The sequence below is a fragment of the Priestia endophytica genome (genome assembly GCF_026790145.1).
Taxonomy (GTDB): domain Bacteria; phylum Bacillota; class Bacilli; order Bacillales; family Bacillaceae_H; genus Bacillus_I; species Bacillus_I endophytica_A.
The window spans coordinates 613,806-630,186 of sequence record NZ_JALAMS010000001.1 but is presented as its reverse complement, the minus strand read 5'-3'; the positions used below and the strand labels follow the sequence as shown (position 1 = coordinate 630,186).

Annotated in this window: 14 protein-coding genes; 4 read left to right on the top strand and 10 right to left on the bottom strand. The window is 36.5% G+C overall.

All coding sequences use genetic code 11. The features are described from left to right. Positions 1–24: 24 nt before the first annotated feature. Positions 25–372, bottom strand: coding sequence for a winged helix-turn-helix transcriptional regulator (locus MOC86_RS03210; protein WP_019393162.1), 348 nt, complete (start codon positions 370–372; stop codon positions 25–27). Positions 373–558: 186 nt separating this feature from the next. Between MOC86_RS03210 and hxlA the strand changes: the two genes are divergently transcribed. Together hxlA and hxlB are read left to right on the top strand one after the other, a co-directional pair. Next, positions 559–1,191, top strand: coding sequence for a 3-hexulose-6-phosphate synthase (gene hxlA, locus MOC86_RS03205; protein WP_268582687.1), 633 nt, complete (start codon positions 559–561; stop codon positions 1,189–1,191). Positions 1,192–1,194: 3 nt separating this feature from the next. Continuing rightward, the gene (hxlB, locus tag MOC86_RS03200) at positions 1,195–1,752 is read left to right on the top strand and encodes a 6-phospho-3-hexuloisomerase (protein WP_268582686.1); all 558 of its coding nucleotides are present in this window, start codon (positions 1,195–1,197) and stop codon (positions 1,750–1,752) included. 29 nt (positions 1,753–1,781) lie between these two features. On the opposite strand, the gene MOC86_RS03195 is transcribed toward hxlB, so the two are convergent. The 7 genes from MOC86_RS03195 to MOC86_RS03165 form a co-directional block, all read right to left on the bottom strand. After that, a complete protein-coding gene (locus tag MOC86_RS03195; protein WP_268582684.1) occupies positions 1,782–3,935 on the bottom strand; it encodes a type IA DNA topoisomerase in 2,154 nt (717 codons plus the stop codon). Positions 3,936–4,332: 397 nt separating this feature from the next. Continuing rightward, positions 4,333–5,304, bottom strand: coding sequence for a glycoside hydrolase family 43 protein (locus MOC86_RS03190; RefSeq protein WP_326847703.1), 972 nt, complete (start codon positions 5,302–5,304; stop codon positions 4,333–4,335). A 166-nt stretch (positions 5,305–5,470) separates the two neighbouring features. Further along, positions 5,471–6,718 carry an MFS transporter gene (locus tag MOC86_RS03185; RefSeq protein ID WP_268582683.1) on the bottom strand — a complete coding sequence of 416 codons (1,248 nt, stop codon included), beginning with the start codon at positions 6,716–6,718 and terminating at the stop codon, positions 5,471–5,473. Between the two features lie 115 nt (positions 6,719–6,833). Beyond that, a complete protein-coding gene (locus MOC86_RS03180) occupies positions 6,834–7,814 on the bottom strand; it encodes a family 43 glycosylhydrolase (RefSeq protein ID WP_268582682.1) in 981 nt (326 codons plus the stop codon). A 531-nt stretch (positions 7,815–8,345) separates the two neighbouring features. After that, positions 8,346–9,239 carry an AEC family transporter gene (locus MOC86_RS03175; protein WP_268582681.1) on the bottom strand — a complete coding sequence of 298 codons (894 nt, stop codon included), beginning with the start codon at positions 9,237–9,239 and terminating at the stop codon, positions 8,346–8,348. 130 nt (positions 9,240–9,369) lie between these two features. Beyond that, entirely contained in the window at positions 9,370–10,218 is an 849-nt protein-coding gene (locus tag MOC86_RS03170; protein ID WP_268582680.1) for an MBL fold metallo-hydrolase, read from the bottom strand. A 14-nt stretch (positions 10,219–10,232) separates the two neighbouring features. Continuing rightward, positions 10,233–11,087 (bottom strand): manganese catalase family protein, encoded by an 855-nt coding sequence (locus tag MOC86_RS03165; protein WP_268582678.1) that lies wholly within the window; start codon positions 11,085–11,087, stop codon positions 10,233–10,235. Positions 11,088–11,286: 199 nt separating this feature from the next. Between MOC86_RS03165 and MOC86_RS03160 the strand changes: the two genes are divergently transcribed. Then, the gene (locus MOC86_RS03160) at positions 11,287–12,420 is read left to right on the top strand and encodes a zinc-dependent alcohol dehydrogenase (protein WP_268582677.1); all 1,134 of its coding nucleotides are present in this window, start codon (positions 11,287–11,289) and stop codon (positions 12,418–12,420) included. Positions 12,421–12,659: 239 nt separating this feature from the next. Beyond that, on the top strand, positions 12,660–14,120 hold the full coding sequence (gene katA / locus MOC86_RS03155) for a catalase KatA (protein ID WP_268582675.1): 1,461 nt from the start codon (positions 12,660–12,662) through the stop codon (positions 14,118–14,120). Positions 14,121–14,154: 34 nt separating this feature from the next. Here the strand turns inward: katA and egtD are convergent, their stop codons facing one another. Continuing rightward, positions 14,155–15,096: an L-histidine N(alpha)-methyltransferase gene (egtD, locus tag MOC86_RS03150; RefSeq protein WP_268582673.1), complete on the bottom strand. Its 942-nt coding sequence runs from the start codon at positions 15,094–15,096 to the stop codon at positions 14,155–14,157. Then, positions 15,097–16,362 (bottom strand): ergothioneine biosynthesis protein EgtB, encoded by a 1,266-nt coding sequence (gene egtB / locus MOC86_RS03145; protein WP_268582672.1) that lies wholly within the window; start codon positions 16,360–16,362, stop codon positions 15,097–15,099. It abuts the gene before it with no gap. Positions 16,363–16,381: the final 19 nt, after the last annotated feature.

The window sequence follows — 16,381 nt, the reverse complement described above, 5'->3', positions numbered from 1 at the left end:
CCAAAAGCTAGCAAGGATATCCTGCTAGCTTTCATGCTTTTCTAATACATTTTCCATATAATCTTTTCCCCATTCATACATCGCATCTAAAATTGGCATCAAACTTTTCCCGTGTTCTGTTAAAGAATATTCTACTTTTGGAGGCACAACAGGATACACTTCACGATGCACAATAAAGTGTGCTTCAAGCTCTCTAAGCTGGTTCACTAACATGCGCTGCGTAATCCCCGGCATAAGAGCTTTTAATTCACCAAATCGTTTTGTTCCTTCTTTCCCTAAGTGCCATAAAATAAGCATCTTCCACTTTCCACCTATAACAGCTAGCGTTAGTTCCTTTTCACAATTAAATGTTTTTTCTGCAAAATTCGGCAATTTCCTCCACCATTCCTTTTCTCATAGTATACTTTTAGACACTATATGATTTCAAAGTGCGTACTTTCATAAGAATAATATACCTAGTATACTAGCCAACATAGTGTTAGTAAATGTAAAACAGCTGAAGACACTAACCCGGGGAACATTATCTATCAAATTTAAAAGAAAAAGGAGAATCTACACATGAAATTACAATTAGCTTTAGATCTTGTAAATATCCCAGAAGCAATTGAAGTCGTAAAAGAAGTTGAAGAACATATTGATATCGTTGAAATAGGTACACCTGTTGTGATCAATGAAGGATTAAAAGCTGTGAAAGAAATGAAAAATGCATTTCCAAACTTAACAGTGTTAGCAGACCTTAAAATTATGGATGCAGCAGGCTATGAAGTTTCTCAAGCGTCTGAAGCTGGAGCAGACATTATTACAATTTTAGGAGCTGCAGAAGATCAGTCTATTAAAGGGGCTGTTGAAGAAGCAAAAAAACGTGGAAAACAAATTTTAGCAGATATGATTGCTGTTAAAGATATCGAAACTCGTGCTAAAGAACTTGACGAGCTTGGCGTTGATTATATTTGCGTGCACACAGGCTATGACCTACAAGCTGTTGGGAAAAATTCATTTGAAGATCTTGCGACAATTAAAAGAGTTGTTAAAAATACAAAAACAGCTGTTGCAGGCGGTATTAAGCTAGAAACGCTCCCTGAAGTTATTAAACAAAAGCCAGATCTTGTTATTGTTGGAGGAGGTATTGCAACACAAGATGACAAACATGCTGCTGCAAAAAGCATTAAAGAACTTATTAACAAAGGTTAAATAATGGATACTATTCACTATTTCAATAAAATTGTGAAAGAGCTTGAACACTCTGCTCCACTAATTTCAAGTGATGAAGCTGAAACGCTCTTTCGCCATATTATAGGAGCGAAAAAAGTGTTTGTTGCAGGTGCTGGCAGATCTGGATTTATGGCCAAATCGTTTGCAATGCGAATGATGCATATGGGGATTGACGCCTATGTTGTAGGCGAAACAGTGACTGCTACATTTGAAAAAGGTGATCTACTCATTCTTTGTACAGGATCAGGTGAAACGAAAACATTAACAGCCATTGGGGAAAAAGCAAAAACGGTCGGCGGCACAATCGCAGCTGTTACCCTTTCTCCTCTTTCAACGATTGGGAAAATGGCAGATACAACAGTCACATTGCCAGGTGCTCCAAAAGATCAAGATGGAAGTTTTCATGAAACGATCCAGCCAATGGGTTCTCTATTTGAACAAATAATGCTCCTCTTTTTCGATGCATTAATTCTGCGATTTATGCATTATAAAGAAATTGATACAAACAAAATGTATGGAAAACACGCAAATCTTGAATAAAAAAAGAGGCAACTTCAGTTGCCTCTTTTTTAGTTTTTATTAAATTCCATCTTCCAGCTATAATAATCATTATCCGGGTTTTTCTCATAGCGCAGCATCGCATCAAACTTATTGCCTTTTTTACTTGTTAGCCCTTTAACAGGCGCAATGCCGTTCTTTAAAAGCGCTTTGACCATCGTTTTCGTTGGTTTTTTATTCATTGAGCCTAGAAATTTATCATTTTTCCAAATTACAAATTTACAGCCGCTTTTCCAATTGCTGCAGCCAAACCCTTTTTGTCCTTCAATCACTCCATGTCCACAAACAGGACATTTGCCAAGCACTTCGTTTGTTTTTCGCTGTGACGATACTTCATTAATTGTTACATCTTTCTCATTTTTAATCGTTTCAACCGACTTTGTGGTAAAGTCAAAAATCAGCTTCAAGAAATCATCTTTTGTAAACTGTTTTTTCTCAATATCAAACAGTGATTTTTCAAGTCGCCCTGTAAAGTCTAGATTAAATAAATCTTGAATCGGAAATGTTTCAACAAGCTTGCGACCAAGCTCTGTTGTGACAATGTTTTTGTTTTGACCTTCAATATAGCCAACATCTTTTAACTTTTTAATCGTTTCAGCTCGCGTTGCTGGTGTACCAATACTAAAGCCATCTAAAACAGCACTCACGCTTTCTTCATCGTCTCCATCAACGTTTTTCCCCGCTGTTTCCATAAGACGTAAAAGCGTTTTTTCTGTATGCTGCTTTGGAGGCTTTGTCGTATGAGTTGTGACTTCATGTGCAACTAACTCAACATCTTCTCCTTTCTGAACAAGAGGAAGCATCGTGTCTTTAGACTGAATGTGTTCAACTTTCTTCCATCCTTCAACAAGCTGAACTTTTCCTTTTGAAACAAAAAGACCTTTTAAATCCACGTCTTTCACTTTTGTTTCAATTCTTGTTTCTTCATACTCTGCAAGAGGCATAAACTGCATAATAAATCTGTTTTTCACTGCCTCATAAACTTTTTCTTCATCACCTGTTAACTTTTTCGGTTTTACATATGTCGGAATGATTGCGCTATGACTTTCTACTTTTGCATTATTGAAAACGCGTTTTGATTTTACAAACTTTACTTCGTCTTTATACGGAAGATCTGCTGCTAGTGTTTCCAACACTTTTGCTGTTTTCCCAACAAGGCTTTCTTCAAGAGCAATACTTGACGTCCTTGGATACGTAATAAACTTTTTTTCGTATAGAGACTGCGCAACTTTTAATACTTTATCAGATGTCCACCCTTTGAATTTACTTGTGATATAACCTTGTAAATTAGAAAGATTGAATAAGAACGGTGGATACTCTTTTTTCTTTTGAACGTCTTTCTTATGAACAAGTCCCTTTTTATTCTCAAGCTTTCTCTCAATTTCTTCTAATGCTTCTTTGCTTTTAAACTTCTCTTCTTTTCCTTCAAAATAGGTTCCATCATACTTCTCGCCTTTTTCAGTTCTGAACGTTGCTTGAAGTTTATAGTAGTTTTCAGGAACAAAGTTTTCAATTTCTTTATCTCTATCGTAAATAATTTTCAAAGTTGGTAAAAGAACGCGTCCAATATTAAGCGCTTTTCCTTTTCCTTTTTGATATTTAAGTGTTGCAACAGACGTTAAATTAATTCCGATTGCCCAGTCTGCCCATTGTCTGCTTACCCCTGCGTCTTGAAGTGGCTTTAACTCTTCATTTCGCTTTACATTCTCTAGTCCATTTAAAACTTCAGCAGGTGTCCACTCATTTAAAAGAAGACGATAAACAGGCTTTGTTGGCTTTAAGTTATAAATGATACTATCTCCAATTACTTGGCCTTCACGATCATAATCACATGCTGAAATGATGGCTTCAACATCTTGTCTTCTCATCAAACTTTTAATAATCTTCAGCTGTTTATTTGCTCCACTATCCGGCTTATCACGGTTCTTTGGACTGCTTTTCACTTTATACTTAAAAACGCTTGGAATGAACGGAAAGTTATCCATCTTCCATGTTGCCATCTTATCATCGTAGTCTTTTGCATCATAAAGCTGAAGCAAATGACCGAATGCCCATGTGACAATATAGCCATTTCCCTCAAAATATCCATCCCCACGTCCTTTTATTTTAAGCGCGTCTGCAATGTTTTTAGAAACAGACGGCTTCTCTGCTAATATTAATTTCATTTGAATAATCACCTTACATTTTATTTTTCCTATTTCATTACTTGCTAATTGCAACTGATGAGTGAGATGCGTTGTAAACTTAGAAACTAATGAGTATTGTATTCTAGCATCATTTATAATCAATCATTTATTCTTTAAAACAATGGTGTAAATCACATAAGAATTTAATTTTATCACATTAACACGACAAGAAGCATTGGGTTTCTTCCTTATTAGAAGATATTTGTTTTCATGAGTTAGTTATCTATTATATCTATATTTATCATTTAAATACCAATAAAAATAGGCCTTTGTTCTATAAAGACAAAGACCTTGTACCATCTAAATTAAACTGTACCATTTACTTTCTTAAAATTAAGACATACACACTTATTACTCTCATATCTTGTAATGATTTTTAATAAGTAGGCCACCCTTTCGAATCCCAATAAAGATCATTAATTAACATTGTAGGTGAACCATTTGCTAAAGAGTCATACGAATGCCGAACAATGAGATTATTATTTAAAATATCCGAATGTCCAGGTCCTTTCCACCGCTCATTTCCCGCATCAAAAATAGTGCCGCCACCGTTCATCATATCAACGCCATTTTTATCGTAATATGGACCTGTAATATTTTTGGATCTTCCAACAGCCATTTTATATGTGCTATTTACGCCTTGACAACATTTATCGAAAGAGACAAACAAATAGTAGTAGCCATTTCGATAAACAATATTAGGCGCTTCTATAGCTCCACCGTTCTCGGGTCTAGAAGCAATAGAATAAAGAGAACCTACAGGTTTCATTGTCTTTTTATCAAGACGAGTTAACTTAATTCCACTCCAGAAAGAACCAAATGATAGCCATGGGTTCCCATCTTTATCAATTATCAAATCACCATCTATAGCATTGTAGTTATTAGCTGATGTAGACCGAATGACCAATCCATCATCACGCCATTGTCCAGATGTAATACTAGATGTAGAAAGTAAACCGATTAACGAAGTGTTAGAACCGAAAGAAGAAACAGAATAGTAAAGCCAATAACGTCCATTGTAGTAACTAATATCAGGAGCCCATTGATTACTCTCGTAATTTGGCACATAGTTTTTCCACCAAGATGGACCTGTTGGAAAGACACTAGGGGCCTTATACCAATGTGTACCATTATCAGAACGTAATACTCTTATCCCATTCTCTCCTACTAGCCCGGTACCAAAAGTATACCAATTATTTCCTTCTTTAATGATAGATGGGTCATGAATAAGTGTATCCCCTGTAAGGGACCAATTACTAGCTGAGGCCGGCATACATATTGAGAAGGTTAGTAACAACGATAGAGTTAAAATCCATAGTTTCTTCCCCGCTCTTGAGTAGTTTCTCATGAAAACACCCCTTAAAGTGGATTATTATTATTTAAAATATCAAATCCTAAAGAAAACGCATACATATTCTTTCTCATTTATTACATAGTCAACAATCCTATTACTTTTTCAAAAAAACATCCATTTCCACCTTACTCTCTTTGAAAAAGAGTTCATGATTATACGGCTATTTTGTTGACGTATAAAGAGGCTCTTGAACTCTTACTTGCATTCTCTTATCGTCTGTTAAAGTGAAATAAGAAATTGCCGTGATTATTAATACAATAGCACTTAAGAAAAAATACGTATTTTGAAAGCCCATAGATGAATACATATTTCCAGCGATAGAAGAGAAAATACCAACAGCGCTTTGTTTAGCAAAATTAAAAGCTAATAAATAGATGGTTGCTGAAAAACGAACATCAAATACTCCTGTAATATACTTAAAAATGGAAACTAACAATAGCGGCATTTCAAAAGCGGCAATTAGCCGACATACGGATAACAATATAGGCTCCGAAGCTACAGCGCTGCCAAAAATCCGAACAAAAGTTAAGATTCCAAAGAGAACTAATCCTTTCTTAGCGCCTATCTTATTAACGATGACAGGAGCAAAAATCATTAGAATAGCTTCAAGTCCGACCTGAACGGATACTAGTTTACTAAAAATATCTGTACCTATCTCTTTAGAGGAGAAAAATTGAACATAGTAGTTAGGAAATTGTTGATCAAATACATCGTATATAGCTGCAGTCCCAACAATAAGGAGCGAAAGAAACCAAAAGTTTTTTAATTTAAGTATAGAAACGATAGCTCTCTTGTTGATTTCACTACTTTTAGGATTTGTCGGTTTTATTAAATCTTTCCCTTTGACTTTTGCAGTGAACAGTAGTATGGCAAGAAAAACTGCTGCTCCTGACGCAAACCAGAAGATAGAATTAGGATTTCTTACAAACATCATACCGCCAATCAATGAAGCTGTAGCTCCGGCAATGGACCCAAATAATCTTACGCGACCATACTCAAACCCATTATTGCGGCTAACTCTCTCTATATAGGATTCTACAACACCTACTCCTGCATAAAAGACAGCGCTAAGATAGGCACTTCCTATAATAGCTCCCACAAATATATTCGTTTGCAGCAATGGTACATACAAAAAATTAAAAAATGGACCCATAAACATCAGAAGGACAACAACAACCCAAAACAGGTTCTTTTTAAAACCTAATTTATCTGAAATAATCCCAAAAAACGGTTGATAACATAAGGCAATTAAAGACATAGATGAGAAAACAATACCCGTTTGACTTGTATTGAGTCCTGCTACATCTTCTAGCCATAAAGGCAAGAACCCTAAAACAATAGCCCAAATAATAAAATAGAAAAAGAATAAACCCCCAAAGTTCCAAAAGCCTCGATTAGGAATATTCATCATAAAGTCTCCTCTACATTCTATAGAAATACATATCGCTATTCAAAAGAATTCGTAGCTATGAGAAACCTTTTAATACTTTCTATCAGCATCTATAGAAAACTTACGATCTTGTTTAGTGTTCAGATTTAACCTCTTCTGCGTCTCGAACAGGTACTCCGAAATTAGGAGCCCCTTCTTCTGTCCATTTAATAATCTGGGCACGTGTATGTCTGTTAGGATCATATAGTGGGTCACCTTTAATATCTGTATAATTTCGGCCATGATAAATGAGAACATCTTCTTTGTTATTCTCAGAAACTGTAAAACTATTATGACCAGGCCCATATTGTCCATTCTCTGGAGCACTCTTAAATACTGGATTTTGAGATTTAATCCATGACTTATGGTCTAGCAAATTACTCTCTTCATCAGCCGTTAATAATCCCATACAATAGTTGTGATCTGTAGCACTTCCTGAGTACGTCATAAAGATTTTCCCATTGCGTTTAAGGATAGCCGGACCTTCATTTACCCAAAAACCTATTGTTTCCCACGGTAATTCAGGTTTTGAAAGCATCACTTGAGGACCCTTAATCGTCCATGGGTTCTCCATTTCTGCAATGTATAGATTAGAATTCCCTTTAATATTTACATCTCTTTGAGCCCATACATAATACAGAACATCTCTATGAGTGAATGTTGTAGCATCTAGCGAAAATGACTCCCAATCTGTCTTAACTTGCCCTTTTTCCGTCCAATTTCCCTCCATTGGATTGGCATTTTCATTCTCAATGACAAACATACGATGATTGAATGTGCCATTTATAGGTTGGTCTGTATTTGCTGCTGCAAAGTAGATATACCATTTTCCTTTAATATAATGAAGTTCTGGTGCCCAAATCAGTGCACTCATTGGTCCCTCTTCGTGTTCCTTCCATACAGTCACTCCCTTAACTTCCCCTAGTTCCTCGATAGACTTTGCGCGTCTAATTTCAAGACGATCATATTCAGGAACTGATGCAGTGAAATAATAATATCCATCCCAATGCTTATATACCCAAGGATCTGCTCGTTGCTCTACAATTGGATTTTTATAAGTTTTACATGTATTCATCATGCCATCTCCTCTACATTTAGATATCAACTAATCAAAGACTAAATATTCAGACTAATAAACTTATAAGGCTCTCATTTTTCAATAAATAAGTTTTCGTACTATCTGTAACTTCTGTACACTTTTAAAAATAAGCAGGTTATATATAACTAAAGGTAGCTTATGAACTCCTTTCTTCACATTAATTGCAAACGCTTTCTTAAGAACAAATATATTATTTATACGTATAAATGTCAATGTTATTATTTTTATAAGTATATATTATTTTTATCTTTTATAATTTTTAAAATAGCTGTCTAAGACGTATTTTATAAACCTTATAAATCCTTTTCTACTCTCCCTAAGCATTGCTTTATTTGAGAAATTAGCATAAAAAACAAAGGCATACGAAGAGGAAACCCTCATTCAGTATGCCTTTGTTACTTACCTTTACAAATAAGAAGTCATGATAATTACAAAATAGATTCGCACCTATATATTCAGCTAACCCACTTTACTCAGCTCACACTTTATATAAGACCTCTCTCTTTTCTAATGCAAAATACTAAGTAAAAACGTTAGCGTTCCGAAACTAAGCACTGTTGTAATTAACGTTCCGCTTGAAACAAACTGGGGCTTTGTATTAAATTGAATAGCATACATTGCCGTTGTTGCCGCAGACGGCATTGCAGCCATAATGACAATTACGTTTCGTAAAAGCGGCTCAATCGGGAACATGAGACAAATGAGATAAGCTAAAATAGGAGAAGCAATAAGACGAATGCCGCTTGCAATACTAATATTCCCCCATTCAAGCTTTTTAGCATTTACGTCTGCAAGCTGCATCCCTAAAATAATCATTACAACTGGAATACAGCAGTTGCCTACAAGCTCGATGCTTGCATAAAAGTTATCGGGAATGGAGATATGGAATTCTTGCAGCAAAACAGCTGGAATAATAGCATAGTTTGTTGGCTGTTTTAGGACCGTGCTCACGGCAAGCTTTATTCCTCCTTGACTTCTAGCTGCAAAATATACGCCAAAAACGCTCATCAAAATGGAGTGAAACACCATAAGTGGAACAGCATAGTTCATACCAGCCTGCCCAAAAGCAAAGAGAACAATCGGTGCTCCGTAATTTCCGCTGTTTGCAAAAGCAGATGTTAAAATAAGAGCACTTTCCTGTTCTGTATCTTGTTTACATAAGCGAGAGGTTACAATGCTTACAACAACTAATGCTGCAAAAATAAGCGTTGATGTAAGCACAATATAAAATAAATTACTATCAAGCGGCGTTGTGTAAAACGTTTGAAATACAAGCGCAGGCATTAGAATATAAATGGATATTGTTGAAATGGGTTTAATATCAACCTTAAAAATCTTTTGAATCATATAACCACTAAAGAAAATGAGAATAACAGGTAAAATTACTTCGAAAAAAATCATTCTTCCACTCTTTTCTTAAAAATAATGTATACAAAGATTATATCATTGTATACGGTTATTCATTAGGGCTATAATGAAATTTCTCAAAAGAAAAGCACAATCTTTTAACAAAAGATTGTGCTTACGATACTTACTCATCAACATACTTTCCATAGTCAGGGATAGCTATTCGATCGAAATCCTGTGCTAATAAAGCTAAATGTTCAGCTAACCATTTGCCTTCTACAGGTTTTCCGTGACCTGTTATGGCTACTTCAGGATGAAGGGAAGCAAGATGTTCAACAGACCTTTTCGCCGCTTTCCAGTCTGTTGTTAAATATCTCGGTGGTCCGCTTATTTCTAGCTTTTGCGTAATCACGTCAAATAAGTTTTCTTGCTTTGTTGTAATAAACGCATCTCCTACAATAAGAGCTCTATCTCGTTTTCTGAAAAACGAAACATGCCCTTCTGTATGACCTGGCGTATGAATCCATTCCCACTCAGGCAGTTCTGGAATAGACCCGTCATCATGGAGATGAGAAACGTGAGAACTTATGTTAATGCTCTCTGTTGGAAACAGCGGAGACATTTTAACAACCATTCCACCTTCAACTGTTTGATCTGGGCGTTCATAGTCTTTTTCCCCTTGAAGATATGGAAGCTCAGCTTTATGAGCATAAACAGGAACATCCCAATGGCGAAGAAGCTCAAGAAGTGCTCCAACATGATCAAAATGAGCATGTGTTAAAAGAATAGCTTTTGGACGGGCATTGGAGCCAAAACGATTTTCTATTTCTGAAATAATACTTTGAGCTGACTTCGGCATTCCTGCGTCAACAAGGACAAATTCGTCTCCTTTTCCTCCGATAAAGCAAACGTTCACAATTTGGGTTGTATAACTGTAAAGATCAGGGGTAACTTCGACTCCTTCTCCACTTTGAACAGATGTAACAGGAATAAATCGTTCTGTTGAAGAACTTCCGTGCAGTTCATTTTCCATTTTCAAAGATTTCCTTATGCATTCATATCGCCTAAACCAGGGCTATGCTCATTTGGCATCTCCGAAAGCATTGGTGCTGGGAATTCTTCCGGTGGAGCTGTAACTGTCATTTCTCCACCATTACGGCTTGGAACTTGTCCTTGGAGCACTTCCCCTATTCTCGTTGGATCAAGCCTAAAGTTAAACTGCGTATTATGATAGCCCATCTCAACAAACTTACGACACTCTGGATATTTATTAATATCGTAGTTCGGAACAGGAAAAAGCTTTCCCCAATTTACGCCTAGCGTCTCAAGAGCTTTTGCAAATGCGTTTTGATGAGCGTTATCCCGTACAATTAAAAAACCAAGTGTTTCACGGAACGTTTTGTTTGAACTCATTTCATAAATACGTGTTTTTTGTAAAACCCCCGTTGATTCCAATACAACGTTATCAAGAAGATCAGCTATTAAATTTCCGTGGCTGTATACCCAAGAGCCGTTCCAAGGGTTTCCACTTGCATCAACAGGAAGAGAGCTTTGTGCTCCCATAATATAGTGATGAGGGTTAGCATGTTTGACTGCTTCATCAAGGGGTGCACGATCCTCTCCTTGTGCTCCAACTCCTTCACCGCCCGATTCATCAAGAAGAGCATTAATTGTATTTTGTACAAGCTCAACGTGAGCAATCTCCTCTAAGAAAATGCCGCGCATTAAATCTTTAAACTGTGTTTCTTTTCCTCGAAAATTTGAACTTTGAAAGAAATACTGCATCATTGTTCTCATTTCACCATAATGACCACCAAGAGTTTCTTGCAGCACTTTTGCTGCTGCTGGATCTGGCTTATCCGGTTTAATTTCATTAATTAATCCTTCTTTGTAATAGTACAAACAAAGCACCCCTTTTTTCTTTTTAAAAGCAGTTGAAAATTTCCCCTTTTCAATATGCCCGAACAATAACAAGTTTATGTGAAGTCTTCACTTTTTCTCTCTTCCTAAAAGCGAAAAGTCCGATGTAAAAGGATGCTTATATTTTACATAGGCTAAGAGAACGATAAATAAGACAATAAGAGAGGTGTGGAGGTTATATATGAAAGCTGTCACATATCAAGGAAAAAAAGAAATTGCCGTAAAAGAAGTGGAAGCACCAAAAATTCAAGATGCACAAGATGTTATTGTTAAAATTACATCAACAGCAATTTGCGGGTCTGATTTGCACCTTTATCAAGGAAATTTCCCGCTTCCAATTGGATATGTTATCGGACACGAACCAATGGGGATTGTGGAGGACATTGGACCAGAGGTGACAAAAGTAAAAAAAGGGGACAGAGTTGTTATTCCTTTTACAGTTGCTTGTGGAAGCTGTCCATACTGTGACAATCATCTTGAAAGTCAGTGTGATAATTCAAATCCTCACTATGATTCTGGAGGCCTTTTTGGCTACTCCGAAAAGTTTGGCAACTATCCTGGCGGGCAAGCGGAATATTTGCGCGTTCCTTTCGGAAATTATACACCTTTTGTTATTCCAGAAAGCTGTGAGCTCGAAGATGAAAAACTTCTATTTCTATCAGACGTTTTACCAACCGCCTATTGGAGTGTCGAAAATGCAGGCGTAAAAAAAGGAGATACTGTGATTGTGTTAGGATGCGGCCCTGTAGGTCTTATGGCTCAAAAATTTGCATGGCAAAAAGGAGCGGATCGCGTAATTGCCGTTGATTACTTTGATTATCGCCTCAATCATTCTAAAAAAATGAACAAAACAGAAACGTTTGATTTCACTCAGTATGACGATATGGGCGAAACACTAAAAGAAATTACAAAGGGTGGCGCAGATGTTGTCATTGACTGCGTTGGAATGGATGGAAAAAAATCTCCTCTCGAATATGTAGAACAAAAACTAAAGCTACAAGGTGGAACAATGGGTCCTATTCAAATTGCCACAAAAGCAGTAAGAAAATGTGGAACTGTTCAACTAACAGGCTTATATGGTGGCTTGTACAATATGTTCCCACTAGGTCCCTTCTTTTCAAGAAATGTTACCTTAAAAATGGGACAAGCACACGCAAGAAGCTATATGCCGAAAATGTACGAGCAAATTATTAAAGAAGAAATCGATCCAACCCAAATTATTACGCATACCCTTCCATTAGAAAAAGCTTCACACGGGTACGATATTTTTAATAACAAACAAGATAATTGCATTAAAGTGGTGTTAAAACCATAAATTATTATAAAAGAGAACTTAAAATTTCTAAATTGATAAGAAATGCATTAGAATAAATAAAAAGGGCTTATTTTGCTGTAAGCTCTTTTTATTTTACCCCTTTCACTTTCCAATATTACCCTTTTATATTTTATATAAAATATTTATTTATAATAATTATAATTAAGTATTGATTTTTTATTGATAGATGTTATTATGATATTAAGCTATTTATATTACAAATATGAGGTGAATCTAGTATGGGGAATAACAATAATAATCTTACAACTAGTTGGGGAGCTCCTGTTGGAGACAATCAAAATTCAATTACAGCAGGCTCAAGAGGTCCAACGCTTATCCAAGACGTTCATTTGCTAGAAAAACTAGCACATTTTAATAGAGAGCGTGTACCAGAGCGTGTTGTTCATGCTAAAGGTGCAGGAGCACACGGCTACTTTGAAGTAACAAATGATGTAACAAAATATACAAAAGCAGACTTTTTATCAGAAGTTGGCAAACGTACGCCACTATTTATTCGTTTTTCAACTGTTGCAGGTGAAAATGGATCTGCTGACACAGTACGAGACCCACGCGGATTCGCTGTTAAGTTTTATACAGAAGAAGGAAACTACGATATCGTTGGAAACAATACGCCTATTTTCTTTATTCGTGATGCTATTAAGTTCCCTGATTTCATTCATACACAAAAGCGTCATCCACAAACACATTTAAAAAATCCAACAGCTGTATGGGATTTCTGGTCTCTATCACCAGAATCGCTTCACCAAGTCACATACTTAATGGGTGACAGAGGAATTCCAGCAACGTTCCGTCATATGCACGGTTTCGGGAGTCATACATTCAAATGGACAAATAAAGATGGTGACGGCGTTTGGATTAAGTATCATTTCAAAACAGAACAAGGTGTTAAAAACCTTCATCCAGATGTAGCCACAAAAATTGCGGGTGAAAATCCTGATTACCATACAGAAGATTTATTTAACGCAATTGAAAACAAAGATTTCCCAGCATGGAAACTTTACGTTCAAATTATGCCGCTTGAAGATGCTAACACATATCGCTTTGATCCATTTGATGTTACCAAAACATGGTCTCAAAAAGACTATCCACTAATTGAAGTGGGCCGTATGGTACTTGATCGTAACCCAGAGAACTATTTTGCAGAAGTAGAACAAGCAACATTCTCTCCTGGCACACTTGTTCCTGGTGTTGACGTATCACCAGACAAAATGCTTCAAGGACGTTTATTTGCTTATCATGATGCACATCGCTATCGCGTTGGCGCAAACCACCAAGCACTTCCAATCAACCGTCCACGTGCAGATGTGAAAAACTATCAGCGCGATGGTCAAATGCGCTTTGATGACAATGGAAAAGGTTCTGTTTACTATGAGCCAAACAGCTATAATGGTCCAACAGAATCACCTGAAAACAAGCAGGCTTCATTCCCTGTTTCAGGTGTTGCTGAAAGCGTAGCGTATGATCATAACGATCATTATACACAAGCAGGTGATCTTTACCGTTTAATGAGTAAAGAAGAGCAAGATCGCATTGTTCAAACAATCGTAAATGAAATGACACCTGTTGAAAAAGAAGAAATTAAAATTCGTCAAACCGGACACTTCTATAAAGCAGATCCTGATTTTGGAACACGCATTGCAAAAGGCCTTGGCCTAGAAGTGCCTCAAGAAGTAAAATAAGAAGAAAAAAAGACAGCCACTTGGCTGTCTTTTTTTATGCCTTCACTTCGAGATAATGAACACTAAATAAATTCTCTTCATCTGTCCATACTTTTTTGGGGATAAAGTTCGCTTCCTTCGCAAGATTTTGAAACTCTTGCACTGAAAACTTATAAGAGCTTTCTGTATGAATTGTCTCTCCCTTTTGAAATGAGATTTCTTCTTCACCAATTGTAACAATCTGATCTTTCAAGCTCTCAATATGCATCTCAATTCGCCCTTCTTCATGATTGTAAAAAGCTTTATGCTCGAAATTCTCCACCATAAAATTAGCAAGAAGCTCGCGGTTCATCCGCTGAAGTAAATTTAAGTTAAAGGCTCGTGTTACCTGTTTGGCATCGTTATAGGCGGAATGAAGCAATTTTTCATCCTTTTTCAAATCTACTCCAATGATAAACCCGTCTCCTTTTGTTAGAAGAGTAGACATTTGATTTAAAAAAGTCTTCCTTTCTTGTTTATCAAAGTTTCCAATTGTCGAACCTGGAAAGAATAAAACTTTCTTTTTCACTTTTAAAGAAGGAAGAGAGAATGGAACTGTATAGTCGGCACAAACAGTATGCACATAAAGATGTTGGTGCTCTTTCTTCAATTTCTCTACAGACTGTAGCAAAAAGCTTTCAGATATATCAATCGCCACATACTCTTTAATACCTTTCAAATGATGCAATAAAAATTTGATTTTTTCACTGCTTCCGCTTCCAAATTCAATTAATGCTGCCTCATCCCCAATATAGTCAGAAATACTATTAAGCTCTTTTTTCAAAATTCCCATTTCTGTACGTGTTGGATAGTATTCTGGAGTTTTTGTAATTTCTTCAAAAAGCTCTGAACCTCGATAATCATATAAATATTTAGGTTCTAATCTTTTAGGAACTAAGCGTAATCCAGTCAAAACATCTTTATAAAATGATTTTTCCATCGCTTTTACACTTGTCATTTATATGTCCTCCGCTAAGCGGAAACCCGTAAATTGCCAGCGTTTTTCCGGCTGAAAGAAGTTTCTATATGTTGGACGGATATGACTGTGAGGAGTTGCACAAGAACCGCCTTTTAACACCATTTGATTACACATGAATTTTGCATTGTATTCTCCAAGTGCCCCTTCTAAAGGTTTGCTTTTTGGATACGGTACGTATGGACTACGCGTCCACTCCCACACATCTCCATATCCTTTATAAAGCGGACCGTTTCCTTTATACTGTGAATTTGGATGATAAAAGTTGTTTTCAACAAAGTTGCCTTCACATTCTATTCCACTAAAAGCATGTTCCCATTCCTGCTCTGTTGGCAACCTTTTCCCTTTCCAGCGCGCAAAAGCGTCTCCCTCATAGAAACTCACATGACAAACAGGTTCATCTAAGTTTAAAGTGCTTTGTCCGTGCAGAGTAAAGATACTCCATTCATCACCATCTTTTTCCCAGTATAAAGGATGTTTCCATCCTTCTTTTTTGATATGAGCCCATCCGTCTGAAAGCCATAACTCTGGTCGTTCATACCCTCCATCTTCGATAAATTCTATATATTCTCGATTAGTAACAGGCGCATCAGCAATTCGGTAAGGCTCTAACCATACTTTATGACAAGGGCGCTCATTATCAAATGAGAATGAAGAATCACCATGTCCAACTTCAATAAGTCCTCCTTCTATTTCAATAAATGACGTCTCCTTCCTTTTTCCATTTTCTTCTGTAGTTTGACTAATATATGCAGGAAGCAGAGGGTTGGTGAAAAAGTTATATTTAATATCTGTTAAAAGAAGTTCTTGGTGCTGTTGCTCATGCTGAAGGCCGATTTCAACGATAGAAAGAACTTTATCTCTATTTTCCTCTGTTAATTCTTCAAAAAGTTCTTTCATATGTGCATCAACGTAATATCGATATTGCTTTACTTCCTCAATACTCGGTCTAGCAAGAACTCCCCTTTTCGCTCGAGGGTGAAATTCTCCAACTGTTTCATAGTATGAATTAAAAAGATAGTCAAATTGATCGTTAAGTGATTCGTATGTAGTCTTATATTCTTTTAAAACAAATCGTTCAAAAAACCATGTTGTATGGGCAAGATGCCACTTTGGAGGGCTTGCATCAGGTCCTGCTTGAATAATATAATCTTCTGTTTGAAGCGGAGCTACAATTTTTTCCGTGCATGCTCGCACCTCTTTATATTTTTCTGCAAGATGTTCTTTTACTACTGTTTCATTTTTCATCTTATTCCTCCCTATCAAA